Origin of the sequence: Chryseobacterium luteum, assembly GCF_000737785.1 — a bacterium.
Classification (GTDB): Bacteria; Bacteroidota; Bacteroidia; order Flavobacteriales; family Weeksellaceae; genus Chryseobacterium; species Chryseobacterium luteum.
The window spans coordinates 1-18,280 of record NZ_JPRO01000037.1; the positions used below are offsets into that span (position 1 = coordinate 1).

Here is an 18,280-nt window from a genome sequence, read left to right on the forward strand (position 1 = left end):
TTTGTAGATATGGTCGGGAAGCCTTACAAAAGCATGAAATTTGGAACTCATGTAAAAGCGAAGATTATCTCAAAGAATATGGCAGGTAAAACAGTAAGACTAAAAATTTGGGAGGATGATATAAGTAATGTGTTATTGTTTGAAAAGGATTATATCTTGGGAGGAGATGAAAGTTTTTTTACTCTATTTCTTACTGCCCAAATGCGTAAAGACGGAGACGATTGGAAAGAGGGTAATGAGCAGGAATATTTTTTAGAGATAGAATATGCTGGGCAAAGTGTAGATTCTGAAGTGATTAATGTAAATGATTCTGCACCGAAGATTAAGGTTGCGGAGCCTGCGGTGAGTATGACGGGAGTTGGAAAAATACCTGCCCAGAAACAGAATGGAACTTGTGTTTGCCAGCAGTACGATTTAATTTGGGGAGGTCATCCAAATGTGAATTGTGCTTTTAGAATGAAAGTTGTTGAAATTTGTGCAGACTTGTGGGGAGAAAAAAATAAAATAAAAATGGCGAATAACCTTATGGCTGTTTTTAAATGGGAAAGTGGAAGTACTTTTAAACCGGATGCACCAAACCAAGCCAATTCAGGAGGTACGGGATTAATACAATTTATGCCTGATACTGCTAAATCGTTACTTGGTAAAGAAGTTACAATTGAGATTGTTAAAAATTATTATGGAAAAAAATATAATAAAAAAACTAAACAAAGAGAAGATTGGTATTTAAAAAGAGTAAAAGAGTTTGCTGATATGACCGCTATTGATCAATTGGATTATGTTAAAAAACACTTTGAACCATTAAGGGATAAAGATGTCGAATTTGTAGATTTTTATCTGCAAGTATTATTTCCCGCTTCGTCTCAATTGCCTGAGCATGTTGTTTTCGCAGATAAGCTTTCAAAATTAGACAGAGATATGGAAAGCGATAAATTGAAGCAAAAAAGAGTTAATGCTTATGAGAAGAATAAAGGATTAGGTATTAATGGAGATGGTAAAGTAACAAAATCTGAAATAAAAACAAAAGTTCAAGTATATGTTACGGAAGGCCTTGCCAATAAGGAAAAGGATTTTGAATGTGGAAATAAAGAAAAATCTAAAGAAAAGCAAGAAACAAAAACAGATTGTAAAACAAATTGTATTTGCCAGTTAGATATATTAGAAATTAAAGATGGATTTATTGATAACTCTCAGATTATAAAAAATAGAGTTTCAGTATTGGAACGATCTAAATTTATTGATTCTAAAAAACTATCTGGAATAATATTACATAGAACTGTTACTAAAACAACACAATCCACTATTAATGCTTTCAGTAATAAAAGAGATGGAGTTTATTATGGAACACATTTTATAGTCGGTAAAGATGGAGTTATTACACAAACAGCACATTTAGATTTTAAAACAAATCACGCAAAAGGTTGGAATTCTAAATCAATAGGTATTGAAGTTGTTGGAATGCCTATTGATAAAAATGGTAGTCCTACAGTAAAAGATAAAGAAATTGTTGGTTGGGAAAATTTGACAGAATTACAAGCTAAATCTGTAGCATGTCTTTCTAAGGCATTATTGAAATATTATTCTTTAGAATTCGAGGATTTACACTGCCATGAACATGTTGCTAGTAAAACAAAAGGAGAAGGAGAATATGTATTAAAAGCGATAACACCATATTTTAAATAAAGTCAAATGAAATATATTTTTTTAATATTTTCTTTTTTTACTATACAATCTTGCAAAGGACAAGGAGAAAAAGAAATAAAAAACAAGAATCAGATAGAAGTGCTTGAAAAAAGTAATACTATTTGTGGAAAAAACAATTCTTCAAATGAAGATTATTCGAAAATAAAAAATTGGAAACTAAGTAATGAAGATATTATAAATATTATACAAAAGTCTGAAAAAATTGATGAACATATTTTACATTACGCCTATGGAAATTTGCCTTGTGAAATCATAGGGAAAGTTAAAGTAGCTGGAATAATTAAAGACTTTATAATTAATGCAGGAGGGTATTATTATTTAGGTAGTGAAATTTATGGTTGCAATTCGCCCGATTGTTATAAGTATTTCCCTAAAGAGGCGGAGGAAAGCGATGCTGCTGAAGATGAGATTTCAACTAATAGAAGTGAAATTGTCTATAATATTCCTACAGAATTTTATGGAGACTACTCATTAACTGTTGATCATGGTAAATTGGATGAATTCTCAGAAATGTCTATTGATTATGATATTAGTATCAAAAAAAATAATTGCACATTTTCAGGATTAGGTTATAAAACATATTTTACAGATTTGTGTACTATGGATAAAAGTAATGATAGAATAATAATAAAGTATATAAAGCAAATTGATGGAGATGGAATGTCACCTCATAATAACAATGATACATTAGGAGTATTATTTAAAAAAAAAAATAAATATTATATAAGGAGCGAGATCATAGCAGATAAAAATTGGAAATATAATACAGACATTTTATTGAAAAAAACAAAATAACAAAATAGGAAGAAATCCTTTGGAAGAATATTTCTTTCAACGACATAAAAGTTGAAACTCCTTTGAAAACTACAGGAAATAGTAAGCAAGGCGATACAGCTCCTTATACTTTTAATCAAAGCAGCCTTACCCGAAAAGGTGTTAAAATTTGTGTCACAAAAGGAGAAAATACAGGAGAACTCATAGTAAAGCCTAAAAGAGCAGGACAGCCTAAGATTAATAAAATCGAATTATTGGATATTAACGGCAATAAAGTAACAAAGCCATTAAGCTATTCTGATACTTTAACTGTGAAAGCCTATTGTACGGATATGGAAGGAGAAACCGTACAATTTACCCTTTGGGAAGATGATGCCAAAGGAGAAGGACACAATACAATAAATTCAATTAACAAAATAAATGCTTTTCCTGTTCCAGGAACGGTAAAAAAGGGTGTTGCCAAAGCAAATTTTAACATGGCGACTTATACAATGGCCTCATTCATGGCTAATATACAGGTTGCCAAAGGAGATAAAAACGAAGGTAAAACCCACGAATATTATGCTACAGCAGAATATTTTGGGAAATTGGAAGCCAGCAACAATGTGAATTTGAAAAATCCTTCGCATCATCCAAATCCCGCCCCAACAAGCGGAAATAAAAGTGGTGCAACAAAACCTCCTGCAAAGCAGCAGCCCAATCAAAGACCTGTACCACCACTTTCTGCTCCTAAAAAAGATACTTACAAAACACCCGTCACACCAAAAGCGAAGACCCAATCTCCGGATCCGCAAGGAAAAATTATAAGTGCCGAATTTGTAGATATGGTCGGGAAGCCTTACAAAAGCATGAAATTTGGAACTCATGTAAAAGCGAAGATTATCTCAAAGAATATGGCAGGTAAAACAGTAAGACTAAAAATTTGGGAGGATGATATAAGTAATGTGTTATTGTTTGAAAAGGATTATATCTTGGGAGGAGATGAGACTTTTATCACTCTATTTCTTACCGCTCAAATGCGTAAAGATGGAGACGATTGGAAGGAGGGCAATGAGCAGGAATATTTTTTAGAGATAGAATATGCAGGGCAAAGTGTAGATTCTGAAGTGATTAATGTAAATGATTCTGCACCAAAGATTAAGGTTGCGGAGCCAGCGGTGAGTATGACGGGAGTTGGGACTAATAAGGAAGGAAAAAATAATGAAAAAGGAGTATGTGAATGTGAAGCCAAAGTGAGAGCATTTATAAGAATGGTGCGTGTTGGAGAAGGAACAGGAGAGTTAATTAAAGCTTTGAAATATGATAAAGAAACAAAAAAGAATGAAACTGTTTATATTACACATAATTTTCAATCAGGATATACTACTGCTTTTGGGGGAAATAAAATAACAGATCTAAGCACACACCCACAAAAAAATTATGGGGGTTCTACTGCTGCAGGAGCGTACCAAGTTATGAGATATACTTGGTGGTGGTTAAATGGAGAGGAATTAGATGACGATAAAAAAAAGACAGGAATTTATAATAAAGATCATGATTATATAAAAAAATATAAAATTTCTGATTTTAGTGCTGAATCTCAAGACAAAATTTGTATAGCACTTATGAAAGCACAACGTCCTAATTTAATAGGCGTTATTATTAAAAATGAAATTGAAAACGCTATACAAAAAGATGGATGTTTCATATGGGCGAGCTTACCAGAAAATAATGATAAAAGTCACTATAAATATAAAGGAAAGTTACAACCAGCTACCCCATTAAAGGTATGTATAGAGCATTATAATAAATTTTTAAAGGAAGAACTGTCGGATATAAGTCCTTTGCATCTAAAGAAAGGTTTTTTAAAAGATTTTGATTATGATTGTTGCACAGGTAGAACTAAAAATGATAAGCCATCACTAATAGGTGACTGTCAGCATTGTAAACAAGATCATTATGATGTAACAGATAAGGTTAAGTGGCAGACACAATTTGATTCAAAATGGGGGAATTCAAAAGCACAAGGTATTGCGTGTAAGAAAACCTGTGATGATATTCTTAATAAAGTAGGATTAGCAAGTACATCGAAAGTAGAAGTGGATAAATATCAAACTGCTATGGAAAATAAGAACCATACTTCTTTAATAATAAACACTTCCGTATCTAAGGAAGCTATACAATATATTGATGACCAACTTAATGATGAAAAGCCTGTTCAAGTTGGTGTAGATCATGCATTAAATTATAAAGGAGGTGCTTTAAATGAAGGTACAACAGATCATTTTGTTGTCATAATTGGTAAGGGATGTGATAATGGGAAAATTTATTATCGATTTTATGATGTTGGAACTAAATATGAAAATAAAGGAGCAAGTAAAAACAATAAGCTGTTTTTGGAAAATGATTATTCTTTAAAAGGAACAACGGTTTATAGTGGTCAAACATATACTGTCACCCAAGTAAGAAAAAATAAGAAAAAATAACAAAATGAAATATTTAAAATTAGTTTTAATCTTTTTTTTAATAGGCTCATGCAAAGGGCAAAATGATGTTTCTAGTTTTAACACAACATGGTATGAAGTTAAAAAACAAGGAAATGAATATGTTATAATTAAATGTGGTTATGATGGAGAATGGCTGGAAATTCAACATGATAGTATTTTTGATCATGGCACAATGGAAGAAAATAAATTTAAAATCCACCATGTTATTCAAAATGAAAATTCTACATTCCTATATATTAATGAAAATGAGAAATATAATATTTCTTGGATTAATAAAAAACAAGGAATTGCTAAGGTAATTAATGATAATAACACAAAATATTACGTTAATAAACCTAATCTAAATAATATAAAAAAATTAAAAGGTACCAATAAAGATTGTATTTCTGTTGAAGATTTTGAGAACCCACAAAAAATTGTCTCCACTGAAGAATCGTATTCAATAGATGGGATATGGAAATTAAATTGTGAAGACGGAATTGGTAGTATTAGTATTAAAAATAATGAAGCATCTCTTGTCGTTTTATTTAATCAAATTTATATTCATTTAATAGAAATTAAAAGATATGATTTTGAACAAGGAATCGCTTATAAATTGAAAGAAATTCCTGAAGACAGTGGAAGTTTTGGAGCACAATTGCCTTGGAAAGATTATTTAAATGATAAGCCGATATGTTATATCAAAAAAAAAGGTGATAATATTTATTGGTATGGTTTTTATAATAAAAAAACAAAGAAACGAGAAATTACAGATAGCGAATTTAATCAAGAGAATAATAATAAAGAAGTTATCTTAAAAAAGTGTCATGATTAAATTGAGTAAAGTAATACCGAAAAACTGATTATGATATAACAACAGAAAAATCCTTCGCATCATCCAAATCCCGCCCCAACAAGTGGAAATAAAAGTGGAGAAACAAAACCTCCTGCAAAACGGCAACCCAATCAAAGACCTGTACCACCACCTCCTGCTCCTAAAAAAGATACTTACAAAACACCCATCACACCAAAAGCGAAGACCCAATCTCCGGATCCACAAGGAAAAATCATAAATGCAGAATTTGTAGATATGGTCGGGAAGCCTTACAAAAGCATGAAATTTGGAACTCATGTAAAAGCGAAGATTATCTCAAAGAATATGGCAGGTAAAACAGTAAGACTAAAAATTTGGGAGGATGATATAAGTAATGTGTTATTGTTTGAAAAGGATTATATCTTGGGAGGAGATGAGACTTTTATCACTCTATTTCTCACTGCTCAAATGCGTAAAGATGGAGACGATTGGAAGGAGGGCAATGAGCAGGAATATTTCTTAGAGATAGAATATGCAGGTCAAAGTGTAGATTCTGAAGTTATTAATGTGAATGATTCTGCACCAAAGATTAAGGTTGCGGAACCAGCTGTGAGTATGACTGGAGTTGGAAAAACACCTACCCAGAAACAAGATGGAACTTGTGCTTGTCAACAATATGATTTAGTTTGGGGAGGGCATCCAAATGTAAATTGTAATTTTAGAAAGAAAGTTGTTGAAATAAGTAAAAGACAAAATTTTGATCCAAATCATTTTATGGCTGTAATGTATGTAGAAAGTGCCCATACATTTTCCCCCTCTAAAATTGAATTGAAAGTTGTTGGTCATAGAAAAAATGGTAAACCTATATATGATTATGTACCATTAACAAAAGAAGAAGTATTAAAACTTTCAGAAAATTTTGCTGGCGCTGTCGGTCTTATTCAATTTACACCAGAAGCAATAACAGATTTAAATAAGCGGTATAGTTTATCACTTACAAAAAGAAAATTGGCTTTAATGACGCAATTGGATCAATTGGATTATGCAGAAAAATATATTGCTATGTGGAAAGAAAACAACAAAATTACCACGAAGCTCACATTGGCGGATTTATATTTAGTAGTTTTTTCACCATCCAAAATGAATGGTAGTGATGATAATACAATTCTATATTCCAAAAAATCAAAATATTATGAATCAAACAAATCCGTAGACAAAGATAATAATGGTATAAGTAAAAAAGAACTGGCTATTCGTGCGTATGATTCATTTACTTTAGGATTAGTAAATAAAGAAGATTCTTTTGAGTGTGGAAATAATAACTCTAGTTCAGATACATTTGATGCAAATGAGGTAATAACTTATCATATTTATGCTGAAGGGAAAATAGAAAAACATATACCTAAAGAAATAAAAGAAGAATATAAAAAGAAATACAAATATGTATTTCATAAAAATGGAAAGGAATACATTTTAGGTATTTTCAATTTTAAATTGACAAAAGAAATGAACAAAGGAAATGTTGCAGGTAAAAATGATGTAGAGTTAATAGATATTCGAGAATTTAAAGGATATGCAAAAGATGATGTGAAATTGAAGTTTCTGACATTAAATACTGATAGTGAAAGATATTATATAAACCCTGATTGTTATGCAGGTTTATTAGGAGCAATGGCAGATATGAATGTAGATTATTTAGGATTTAATGGTTTTAGTAATTACGAAGCAAAATCTACAGGAGGGAGTAGTTCACACAGAAATGGAGAAAAAGGAGATTTAAGATATTTATCCAAAAATAAAAAAGCAGAACCGACATTATTACAAAGCACACATTTTGATATTCCTTTGCAAAATAATTTTAACGATATTTTATATAAATTTTATTGGGGCAGATTGGAGGATATGTATTCGGAACATTTTACATATAACGGAAACAAGAATTATTTGCTTAATCACACAAAACATATGGTAAAATTAGGGAAAGGTGGTTATCGCCATTATCATCATTTGCATCTTACAGGGTTCGATCACAGTCAAATTAAAACAATAAAAGAATGATGAAAAGTATATTAATAAGTTTAGTTATTATTATATGTATATCATGTAAACAAAACAACTATTCAAAAGCTGATACAAAAAAAAATGATATTACTGCTTTCCAAGATACTCTTAAAGATCTAGATGTAATTCAAAAACCATTTTGTATAAAAATAGATACATTGCCTAAAAGTGATTATTATCAAGTTGATTTGGACACTTTTTTGACCTACCATCACTTAATAAAAAATAATAATGATTTAATGAATAATAAATTTCATAAAGGAACAAAAGATTTTATCTCTAAAAATGAAAATTATTTTTTCAATTATCCTTATAATGATCATGCTTTTGCTATTAAAAGAATGAATATTAATAAAAATATAACAGCAATTTTTTATGCTTATTTATTCAATTCTGAAATAATACAACCAAGAATTGAAATTCAAACTTTTAATAATAAACAAGAAAATATAGATAATTTAATAGTTGCTTCTACTTTTACTAGTGAATGTAGTGGTTATAGAGAATTTTGTTTGGATAATGATATAATTAAAATTTTTGACTATTACTATTGCAGTGAAGAAAGTCAAGAATATAAAAACACATATGAATTCAAAATAAACAATGATGGTAAATTCATAAAAACAAATATAAAATGATAAAAGATATCCTTTCTTTTTTTCTATTATTCTTATTTTTAAATAGCTGTGCTCAAAAATATCCTTCAGGTAATTATACAATTATAACCGAAGTCGATGAAATTGGAACAGGAAATTTAATTGATATGAAATTTGAGCTTCATTTTGAGAAAAGTAAAATGTTTTTGAGAGTAGATACAAATATTTCCACAGAAGCTTATTGCGAAGGAGAATACTCTATTAAAAAAAATAAAAATAAAATATTAGTATCAAAATATATTGGAGAAGGAATTTGTTCAAGTGATAGTAGAATTAACACAATATATATTAAAAAAATAGAAAATATTTATTACATAAAATCAGGGAGATTTAATAATGATAAATGGTTAAAACTTAAAAAAGTACAATAGTAAATTCTGTCATAAATGATGTAACTCTTGCTGCATTTATTGGAGCCATGTTAGATTGTAGCTTTGATGATCTCACTTTTAACAGATTTAGTGATTCTGAAGGAAGATCAATCGGAGGAAGTAAATCTCATAATTTATTGAAATATGGAAAACTTGACCAAGCCAAGACCAACGAGTTTCCCACATTCCAACAAAATTCCAACAAAGACAACAGGAAATTATTAACCAAAAACTCTACTTTTGAGTGTGACTAAGTAAGGGAAGATTACAAATTGAATAATTCCATGCTTTATAATGCGCAAAAAACAGTCTGAGGCACTGAAGAAGAAAAGTATTTAAGCTCTTAAAAAAATATTTTGAAATAAGGCAAAAGCCATACTTATAATAAATTGAATGCCCCTTTAAATATTATAAATATTTGATTTACAATATTAATTGAGCCTAACAATTGTTAGTAGTAGTACTACTACACTTTTTGACATTTTAGCATTAAACAGCATTTTTCTAAAATATGTATTCTATATTTAGTGAAATAAAAATCATCACATCACAAAATATTAATCATTAAAATTTACGAATCATGGCAGAAAAAAATTCAAGAGGAATTCTAAAATTCAACGGTGGCGAAGGGCAGAAACTACTAAAACTTAATTATAGTGTGTCCCGTTCCACAGACGTATCTGGAAGAGTAGCATCAGATCCCTCTAATGCACTGATCAAAATTACAGTAGAAGCTACAGAAAAGTCTGATATTCTGGAAAGTCTTCTAAACGGAAAATACAAACCTACAACAGGAGAAGTTACATTCAACAAATCTCACGAAGAAGGAACACTAACTACTTTGAAATGGGAAAACGGATATGTGATTCAGCATGAAGTGGATTTCGATGCAGTGGATGAAAACAGTATGTACGTCAGTTTTATTGTAAGTGCAGAACTTATCGACCTGGGTAACTCTTCTTACAAGGCAGAATGGCCTGCTTCTTAGAGCACAATTTCTTAAAAATTTAAAAAAATATCAGACAGAATGGTGTATCCGGCGTTAGGAATGCCGTTCTGTCTTTTTAGTTTATAATGATCACCATTCAGATATTAATGGATAAGATCGCTCATCCATTTATTAGAGTTTAAAAATAGGTCTGACAATATAATTCACACCAATAATTTTTTTTAACTTTATAGAGCATCTGTATATTTTTTTAATTTTTTAAAGTAAGAACCCAAAAAATACATTAAATAATATGGATAAAGATATCTCAAATTCTGACAAGATTACAGAGAATAATATTCCTGGAATCAACCGTGTGGTAAAACTGGATATTGTGATTGATGGTAAGATCATCAAACATTTTAAATATTTCCGTCTGCAGCAAAGTGTAAGAAAGCATCATGAATTTGAGCTTATCCTTGCCAATGATACCCTGTCTGAAAAACAAAATCATGAGCTTGAACAGGCCAATAGATTTTTAGGAGAAAGACTGACTGTAAATATCACATATAAAGACGTTGAAAATAGCCCGGAAAGAACTTTTGTAGGGGTTATTACAAAAGTAGGGTTTAGCCAGGAAAATCATAGTCTTGGAAATATAGTCTTGAAAGGCTACAGTCCCACCATCTTATTGGATGCTGCTCCTCATACCCAAAGTTTTGGTGGAACGCAGCCTGTAAATATGGGCATCATTGCAACAGACATCATAAAGCAGGGAATCGAAAGCAGTAAGTTTGATGTAAAAATCAATGCAAAAGCATCTTCTCAGATTCTATATAGTGCTCAGTATGAAGAAACACACTACAATTATCTTTGCAGGATGGCAGAAGCCTATGGAGAACAGTTTTATTACGATGGTGAAATTCTGCACTTCGGAAATATGCCTCCCCAAAATAAAGCATTAGAGCTGATATATGGAAGTAGTGTTTCCGATGTTAGTGTTGAATTAAAGGCAGTACATATCAAGCCCAGTTTTTACGGATATAACAGCAGTTCCAATACTAAGCTCAGTTCCGGGGAAACTCCTATACAGCATGTGGGAAATTTAGCGAAAACCGCCTATCAAAACAATGAAGGAATATTCAAAACCCCATCACTGCAGGTTGCGCCGATAAAAGCTGCTACCGATATGGATGTGGTCATTTCCCAAACCTCTGCGTCAGGAAGCAGGGCTGTAGAAGTCTTTACCGTATCAGGAGGAACAACCCTTCCTTTTTTATACCCTGGATGTATTGCTGATATTAAAATGCGGAAAACAGATAGTAGCCAGACATCCTATTTTACAAAGCTGATGATGACCGAAGTTATTCATGAAGTTGATACCCTGGGAAACTACACGGGGAAATTTGAAGCTATAGCTTCAGATACAGGATATATACCAAAACCGGACTTTGTTGTACCCATTGCACAGCCGCAGATCGCCACCGTCATATCCAATACTGATCCTCAGGGACAGGGCAGGGTAACCGTAAGATTCGACTGGCAGATGAACGACAATACTAATTTTATCCGGATGATGGCCCCGGATGCTGGGGGAACAGATAAGATCAGCCAGAACAGAGGATATGTAGCCGTACCCGAAGTCGGTGATCAGGTAATGGTAGGTTTTGTACACAACCATCCAGACAGGCCTTTTGTGATGGGAGGAATGTTTCATGGCGGAACAGCCTTAGGAGGAGGCATAGACAATCATTTAAAATCCATACAGACGAGAAGCGGAATCAGGATTTTAATGAATGATGCGGAAGGAAGTGTCAATATTATTGATCCTAGCGGCAACAATTATTTCATGGATGGAGCAGGAAACATTACGGTTACAGCTCCCAAAAATATGACTTTCAATGCCGGTGAGAATCTTAATATTAATGTTGGAAAAGATATGAAAACAAGTGTAGGAAATGATAATGCCATTAATGTTATCAATGATCATCAGTTCACTTCAAAGAATTATAAACAGACCGTTAATGAAAATAAAACCATTAATATAACGGGAGATTTGAAGGAGACCACATCTACCACTACACATAACGCAAAAAATGGTGACATTTTATTGCAAAGCGCAGGTGTTGCCAAAATGCTTGGTAAAATAGACGCCAAAGTGAACAAAGGCTAAATATAGATTTGAATTCAAAGATTAAAACTATTATTAAAAAAAATTCAGATGTATGAATGTGTTAAAGAATAATTTTTCTAAACAATGAACAAATCAATAAAATATTTACTGAGCTTATTATTCTTCATTCAGGTCTCGTGTCAGGAAAAGAAAGAGCATCAAAAAACAAAAGCTATGACAAAATATGAATGGACTGAGGGAACCTCTGCTTCCTTAGGATATCCGATGGAAGTATACAAAGGAGGCATGGAATGTGAAGGAGGAGAGTGGGTTGGATTAGGTTTTGGCATCATTCCCGGCGGAAATACCTGGGGTTCTATCAATAATGGAATGAGTAATGGTTTTAAAAGCCTTCCTTCCCGTCTGGATTTTATTTGGATGTCTTATATGGAAAACCAGTTTTATCTGATTGATACACCTGTTGATACCGCTAAATTAAGATCGTATTTCAGCAAAGGCTATGAAGTAAAGGTTACTAACGGAAGTGGAGAAACAGAGCATTTAAACTATGATAGAATTGGCGTGGGAATGGCTCCCGGCGGAATTGTTGTGGTTTGGGTAGCTGGTGTAGGTGTCCAGAAAGAAGTAGGCAGATATCAGGGAAAGAAAGTAACGATTCCGGAATCGGAAATTGCAAAACTGGATAGCCATGAAAACCGTTTTTGGCGGAAAGATTATCTGGAAATGGTGCATACCCGTGAACAAATCATTCCGGCAAAGGTACGGGAAGAAAATAAAGGAAAACCTATTCCTTTTGGAATATGGGATCAATATAGAATACGTTACAGTTGGAAGCCTGTTTTTGAACTTCCGGAAAAAGCAAAGCTCAACCCATTAACAGATGTTGGAATCAACATGATTAATGGAGAAATGGAACAGCTTGATGCTGCAAAAATTTCTTTGGCTCAACATACAGAAAGGGCAATGCCGACAAGAATAGTTTTTGACTTTATGGGCAGTGATAATAAGGAATATGGAGCGAGTTGTGATCTGAATGAAAAATCAAGCTTTGAAGCGTTTAAAACTGTATTTGGAGAAGATCCGGCTTCAACTAAAGCTGATATTGTAATTAAAGTAAATGAAGCAAACAGCTATTTTACTATACAACTGAAAGGCAAGAATGGTAAAGTCGCTTTTATAAAAGCTGATAAAGTAGAAGTTTTCTAAAACGAAAAATTATGGGAAAAACATTGGTGTATAATACAGGTAATGCTGCTCCTCCTATAGATGAACTGCATCTGGAAATAGGCATTTTTTTCGATGGTACTCTAAATAATCTCAAAAACACGGAGTTAAGGGAGAAATACAGAGATGGCAAAAATAAAATAGAAAGTACGGATACCAAAGAGCAAATACTGGCGAAAGAAGAAGCGATAAAAAAAACAAGAGAACAGCAGGAAGAAGAATTTGATAATCTGGAAAGCAGTGACATCACTGAAAATGATTCAGAACGCGACCGGTATCTCAAAGGAAGCCACAGAGGGTGGCTAGACAGCCAGGGCGTTGATAATAGCTTCAGTAATGATTATACCAATGTGGCCCGGATGTATCAATGTTGTGAACAGATTGATTATGCAGTTTATGTAGAGGGAATTGGTACATTAAATAACAGCAGAGATGTGGATGATGGCTTTCAGTATGGTTCCGGTGAATCAGGAGTGAGAGGAAAAGTGAGAAAAGGATGCGAAAAAATGGCTGACAGGATTAAGGTACTTATAAAAAAAGCTGTTTCAAAAAAGAAATTAACAAAAATCACCATAGACGCTTTTGGATTCAGCCGTGGTGCTGCAGCTGCGCGAAATTTTGTTTATGAAATTAATGGTAAAAAAAGGCCAAAAGATATTGAAATCAAAAAATCAAGAAAAATAATAGGATACAAAGAGGTTGGATCATACGCCCATGAAGGTCCCGTTATGGTTCCTGAATATGGAGATATTTGGATAGATAAAGATAAAACTGAAGTAGATCCCAAGTATCTTATAGATGGGAAACTTCCAAAATTCGGTTTTTTAGGATATTATCTTTTAAGTAAGAAAATCTTATCTCCCGAACAGCTTGAAGAGTTAACATTGGACATTCGTTTTATAGGAGTCTATGAGACCGTTTCATCTTATGAGGAATTCGGAGATATGGGAACTATAAAAAGAGTGGGATACAAAGGGATGGTTCATTCCACATTAGGACCTGCCCACTATTTTGGCGATGATGTGGAACAGCTGCAATTAAAAAATCCCGGGCCTTATTTTAAAGCGGTTCATTTTACTGCAACGAACGAACATCGTGAAAACTTCTCGTTAACCAGGTTTCCGGGAAGTATTGAAAAAGAATTTCCCGGGGTTCATTGTGACATCGGAGGAGCTTATGAAAATGGAATGGAAGTGGTCGATGAAATCGAAACATCCAATCACAAACCGCTTTGGGCATTAAAAAACCGAATGCAGGAGTTAATTGATGAACATTGGTTTAAAGAAGATCAGATTGAGATCAGCAATACGGCACTCAATATTTTAACGTTCGGAAATGTGTACCGGAAAATTACCGGGACCCGCTTTCTGCGAAAAGAGTACAGCTATATTCCACTGCATTTTATGGAAGAACAGGGGGTGAGACTTTATGATCACAAGATCACAACGAAAACAGAACCCACCTATTCCATAGAGCATGATGAACACCTTCCTGCTGCCAAAGTAAGGCTGCACGAATATGTTTTTGGCAGTAAAGAAGCCTGGGCATTCAAAAGTGATGAAGATCTGGAAAAAGAATATGATAAAATGAGGGCAGAAGAACCTGTTGAATATCCTACCGTAACCACTGATAAAGATGGCAACCCGGTCATGAATATTCCTGGTGTGACAGTCTACGGTAACAGATGGCAAAGCTTATTAAGAACAATAAGAAATGAATATCTTCATTGGTCTGCCAACAGAGACTGGATGGGAATGGATCCCAACAGCGATTATCAGAGAAGAATATATTAAGAATGATACCGGATATATTGAAGAATCTTCATCAGAAAACGTACCGGCTGGAAACGATTGTCACAGAACAGAAAAATCCGTTTTATCTGACTGAGAAAAAATATGTAAGACATGCTGAGGTTTATTATTTAGAGGAAGAAAAAGACCAGTTTAAATACCATGTTTTAGTCATTGATTTCATTTTTTCGGACGATGATAATGCAATGGGGAAATTTTTAAAACAAATCAGTTATTTGTTTGATGAGCTGGAACTGACAGTTGATAAAGATGGAAATATTGTTGAAGTTAATAACCTTAATTTTCTTCGCTTAAGATGGGTGAATATTCTGGCAAAGCTTTCAGAAACCCATAAAGGAGAATCCATAGATAACTATTTCAGCCAGATAAGCAGTGTACTTGAAGATGAAAGCAGACTGATCGGTTTTTTAGGAGGTTATCATATGTTTGGATTGCTTTTCAATGGCTTGTTGCAGTCATTTGATACAAAGAGAAAGAGAGAATCTCCTGATGGATTTACAGAAATTATGTCTCCTGTAAAAGATGGAGAGAAAATGACCTTAACAATTTCTCCTGAAAATCTGGATCAAACAGATATTGATCACTTCAGAGGGCTATTTGTATTCAAAGGAGATCATTATGAGGAAGGGTTTACAGAAATCAAAAAACGGGATACTCATTTAAAACATTCATTACTATGGATAGGTTAGATAAAGAAAAAGATTCTCCGGAGGCCAGTGATCAGTCACCTCAGGTTTCTTCACAGGAAAAGGATGTGAAAGCTGAAAACAGCCAAAAAATGGAGGAAAAGCGTGCTGAAAATGAGAAAAAAGACAGTACATCAGAAGATTTGCTGTTGTCAATACATGGGGCAAAGATAAAATTCAATGCCCATTTGGGTGAATTTAAAGTTTTAAATGATGTACCCACCACACAAGGTAAGCTTACCGGAACCATCGTGGAAAAACAGATTCCCAACTTTACATTTTATGATGGTTTTCAGATGATATCCCTCACAGAATGGCAGGATTTCGGGACCGCTAAGGTACAGGAGAATTATGTATTACTGAAAAAATCAACATTACCGGGCACAGGCAAAATGCCGGGTAATATACCGCCTGAAACCGGGAAGATAGAGTTTGTAACTTCCGGACAGATCAACGAACCCGAAAGTATTGATACAAAGGGAGCACCGGTGCCCCAAAATATAAATGTTCTTAAGAAATTCATGGTGAATTTCCGAAGGCCATCCGCATATAAAGGTGAATTTGGTTTTGATTGGATGAGAGATGAATATATCTATCCTATTACCTCTGTAAGTGGAACCAATAAAGAATTAAGTTTAGACATTGCAAAATTAAAAACAGAATACAAAACTACAGACGTTACTAATGCTGTCTCACCTTACGGGAAAGATTATTATTGCAGTTTTTTGAATATTATGATGAATCAGGAAGTTGAATTGGATATAGAAGTAGAAGAACTGGAATCTTTGTCTGCAGATGCTACAGAAGTTATTTTTGAATCAAGCAATCCGAAGCTTATTATAACACCCACAAGCATCCCATTAAATACTTTAATAGCAGGAGGAAAACAAACAAAAAGTATAGGAGGAACTGCTGTAAGAGATTATTATCTGGCAACCAACCAGATTAAAGTAAAATGTGACGGACAGGCATTTATAAGAAACGAACAAATAAAAATTTTCGCAAAGCTTAAAGATCCTGCATCAGGAATAGAAGACAAAAAAGAAGTAGGAAAAATGATGGTGATGAAGAATAGCGAACAACTGCAGTATACCATTAATGTTTATGTGATAAAAGCATTTATGAGTGATAACCCTTTGTTTGGAGAAAGTGTAATTGACGCAGAATTTGCGAAAATAGGAGGATTAGCAGGATTGGAAAAATATTTAAATGAAAATAGCCTTAATCAGGGATTAATTCAAGTAAAGTTGATTGATAGAAAAGATACAAATCCATTAAAGATAGAATTAAGTACAAATACTTTTAATTTGGCTAACACTGGAAAAAATACGAGAACTGGAATAGCAGATAATGATTATGAAAATATGAGAGGTATAATTACCAATCCTAATCCATCAGCTTTCGAGGTAGATTCTGGAAAATCTGTTAATTTATTTAATAAACAAATGAATTTATTATATAATTTTAGTAGAGAAAAATGTATTTTACTTTATTTATGCCCACTTAAAACAAAAGATGCAGGAGGTTCAGCATATACAATTCCATTAAATAATAAACATTGCATTATATTTGGAACTAATCTTGCCCACCCTCAATCATACGCCCACGAAATAGCACATACTTTAGGATTAGAACATATTTTTTTATCAAGAGATTCATCCTGTAATATTATTAGCTTATCTGATGAAAAATTAAAAATTGACGGAGAGCTAACAGCTTTTAGAACAGAAATTGACAGAGCTAAAGCAGATATTGACAGACAATGGAATGCTTATAGAACTACAAATAGTTCTTTTTTTAATGCGAATCCTAGTAGAGTTAATGAATATAAAGCACCATATGATCAAGCCAAAAATAAATTGGAACAACAATATAATGAATACGCCAGACAAAAGAGAGATGAAAAAAATTTAATAGATAAAAACCACATTAAATTTTTGAGATCTCATACCGAAAACATTATGGATTATTGGGGAGATGACGCTAACTGCGATGGAACTATAGAAACAGGAATTACTGATAAAAAATCACTAAATAAATTCCAATGGAAAATTATACAAAACGAAGCAAAAACATATTACCACTAAATAAAATCTTATTATTTATCTCTCTCATTTTATTTGGTTGTAAAGGAAAGGCTCAATCTGAACCCATTCCCCAAAAGGTTACCGTACAAATAAATACACCAGACGAAAAATACAGCAAGTCCCTTCATTGGAGTAAAGATGAGATAAAAGATAATAAAAACGCAAACTTGACCGAAAGTATTCATACAATTCTGAAGAAATACACTATAAAAAATGATAAAATTTGTATAAATGGAAAACCTTTGGATAAAGTTTATATAAATTTTATTGTAAATAATGATTTTAGCAAAAGTATTATTATTGAAAATGGATTGCCAAATTCAGAATACTTATATCATGTAAGTGGGGTTCCATCATATGTGTATACTGATAATGGAGGGATTATTCCTATGACGACCCAATTAAAAATTTTCAAGAAAGGATATGGGCATTGGACTGATTATTACTACGTAGATTATTTTAAAAGTAAAAAATTCAAAGATAATTATAAAGCGGTTCTAAAAGAAGAAGGCGAGGTAAAAAACAATTTTAAATTCGGAGAATGGAAGTATTATAATAAAGAAGG

Annotated in this window: 13 protein-coding genes and 1 pseudogene; all 14 read left to right on the forward strand. The window is 32.8% G+C overall.

Annotated elements, in window-relative coordinates:
- Positions 1-1,683 (forward strand): N-acetylmuramoyl-L-alanine amidase (locus tag IX38_RS21250; protein ID WP_034708036.1); only part of this gene is annotated, 1,683 nt, incomplete at its 5' end.
- 6 nt (positions 1,684-1,689) lie between these two features.
- A complete protein-coding gene (locus tag IX38_RS21255; protein WP_034708037.1) occupies positions 1,690-2,499 on the forward strand; it encodes a DUF5991 domain-containing protein in 810 nt (269 codons plus the stop codon).
- Between the two features lie 62 nt (positions 2,500-2,561).
- A complete protein-coding gene (locus tag IX38_RS21260; RefSeq protein WP_034708039.1) occupies positions 2,562-4,943 on the forward strand; it encodes a glycoside hydrolase family 24 protein in 2,382 nt (793 codons plus the stop codon).
- A 4-nt stretch (positions 4,944-4,947) separates the two neighbouring features.
- The gene (locus IX38_RS21265) at positions 4,948-5,778 is read left to right on the forward strand and encodes a hypothetical protein (protein WP_034708041.1); all 831 of its coding nucleotides are present in this window, start codon (positions 4,948-4,950) and stop codon (positions 5,776-5,778) included.
- Between the two features lie 279 nt (positions 5,779-6,057).
- Positions 6,058-7,815 carry a hypothetical protein gene (locus IX38_RS22800; RefSeq protein ID WP_131368743.1) on the forward strand — a complete coding sequence of 586 codons (1,758 nt, stop codon included), beginning with the start codon at positions 6,058-6,060 and terminating at the stop codon, positions 7,813-7,815.
- Entirely contained in the window at positions 7,812-8,456 is a 645-nt protein-coding gene (locus IX38_RS21275; RefSeq protein WP_034708043.1) for a hypothetical protein, read from the forward strand. Before IX38_RS22800 ends, IX38_RS21275 begins: the two co-directional genes overlap by 4 nt.
- Positions 8,453-8,845: a hypothetical protein gene (locus IX38_RS21280; RefSeq protein WP_034708044.1), complete on the forward strand. Its 393-nt coding sequence runs from the start codon at positions 8,453-8,455 to the stop codon at positions 8,843-8,845. Before IX38_RS21275 ends, IX38_RS21280 begins: the two co-directional genes overlap by 4 nt.
- A gap of 580 nt (positions 8,846-9,425) precedes the next feature.
- Positions 9,426-9,833, forward strand: coding sequence for a type VI secretion system tube protein TssD (tssD, locus tag IX38_RS21285; RefSeq protein ID WP_034708046.1), 408 nt, complete (start codon positions 9,426-9,428; stop codon positions 9,831-9,833).
- Positions 9,834-10,086: 253 nt separating this feature from the next.
- The gene (locus IX38_RS21290; RefSeq protein WP_117585927.1) at positions 10,087-11,946 is read left to right on the forward strand and encodes a type VI secretion system Vgr family protein; all 1,860 of its coding nucleotides are present in this window, start codon (positions 10,087-10,089) and stop codon (positions 11,944-11,946) included.
- An 84-nt stretch (positions 11,947-12,030) separates the two neighbouring features.
- The gene (locus IX38_RS21295) at positions 12,031-13,113 is read left to right on the forward strand and encodes a DUF2931 family protein (protein WP_034708047.1); all 1,083 of its coding nucleotides are present in this window, start codon (positions 12,031-12,033) and stop codon (positions 13,111-13,113) included.
- An 11-nt stretch (positions 13,114-13,124) separates the two neighbouring features.
- The gene (locus tag IX38_RS21300; RefSeq protein WP_034708049.1) at positions 13,125-14,924 is read left to right on the forward strand and encodes a phospholipase effector Tle1 domain-containing protein; all 1,800 of its coding nucleotides are present in this window, start codon (positions 13,125-13,127) and stop codon (positions 14,922-14,924) included.
- Between the two features lie 2 nt (positions 14,925-14,926).
- A complete protein-coding gene (locus IX38_RS21305; RefSeq protein WP_034708051.1) occupies positions 14,927-15,631 on the forward strand; it encodes a hypothetical protein in 705 nt (234 codons plus the stop codon).
- 89 nt (positions 15,632-15,720) lie between these two features.
- Complete coding sequence (locus IX38_RS22215) at positions 15,721-17,715, forward strand: hypothetical protein (protein WP_165570762.1); 1,995 nt, start codon at positions 15,721-15,723, stop codon at positions 17,713-17,715.
- A pseudogene (locus tag IX38_RS21315) lies at positions 17,673-18,280 on the forward strand (hypothetical protein); the annotation flags it as partial. The gene IX38_RS22215 and the pseudogene IX38_RS21315, both read left to right, overlap by 43 nt.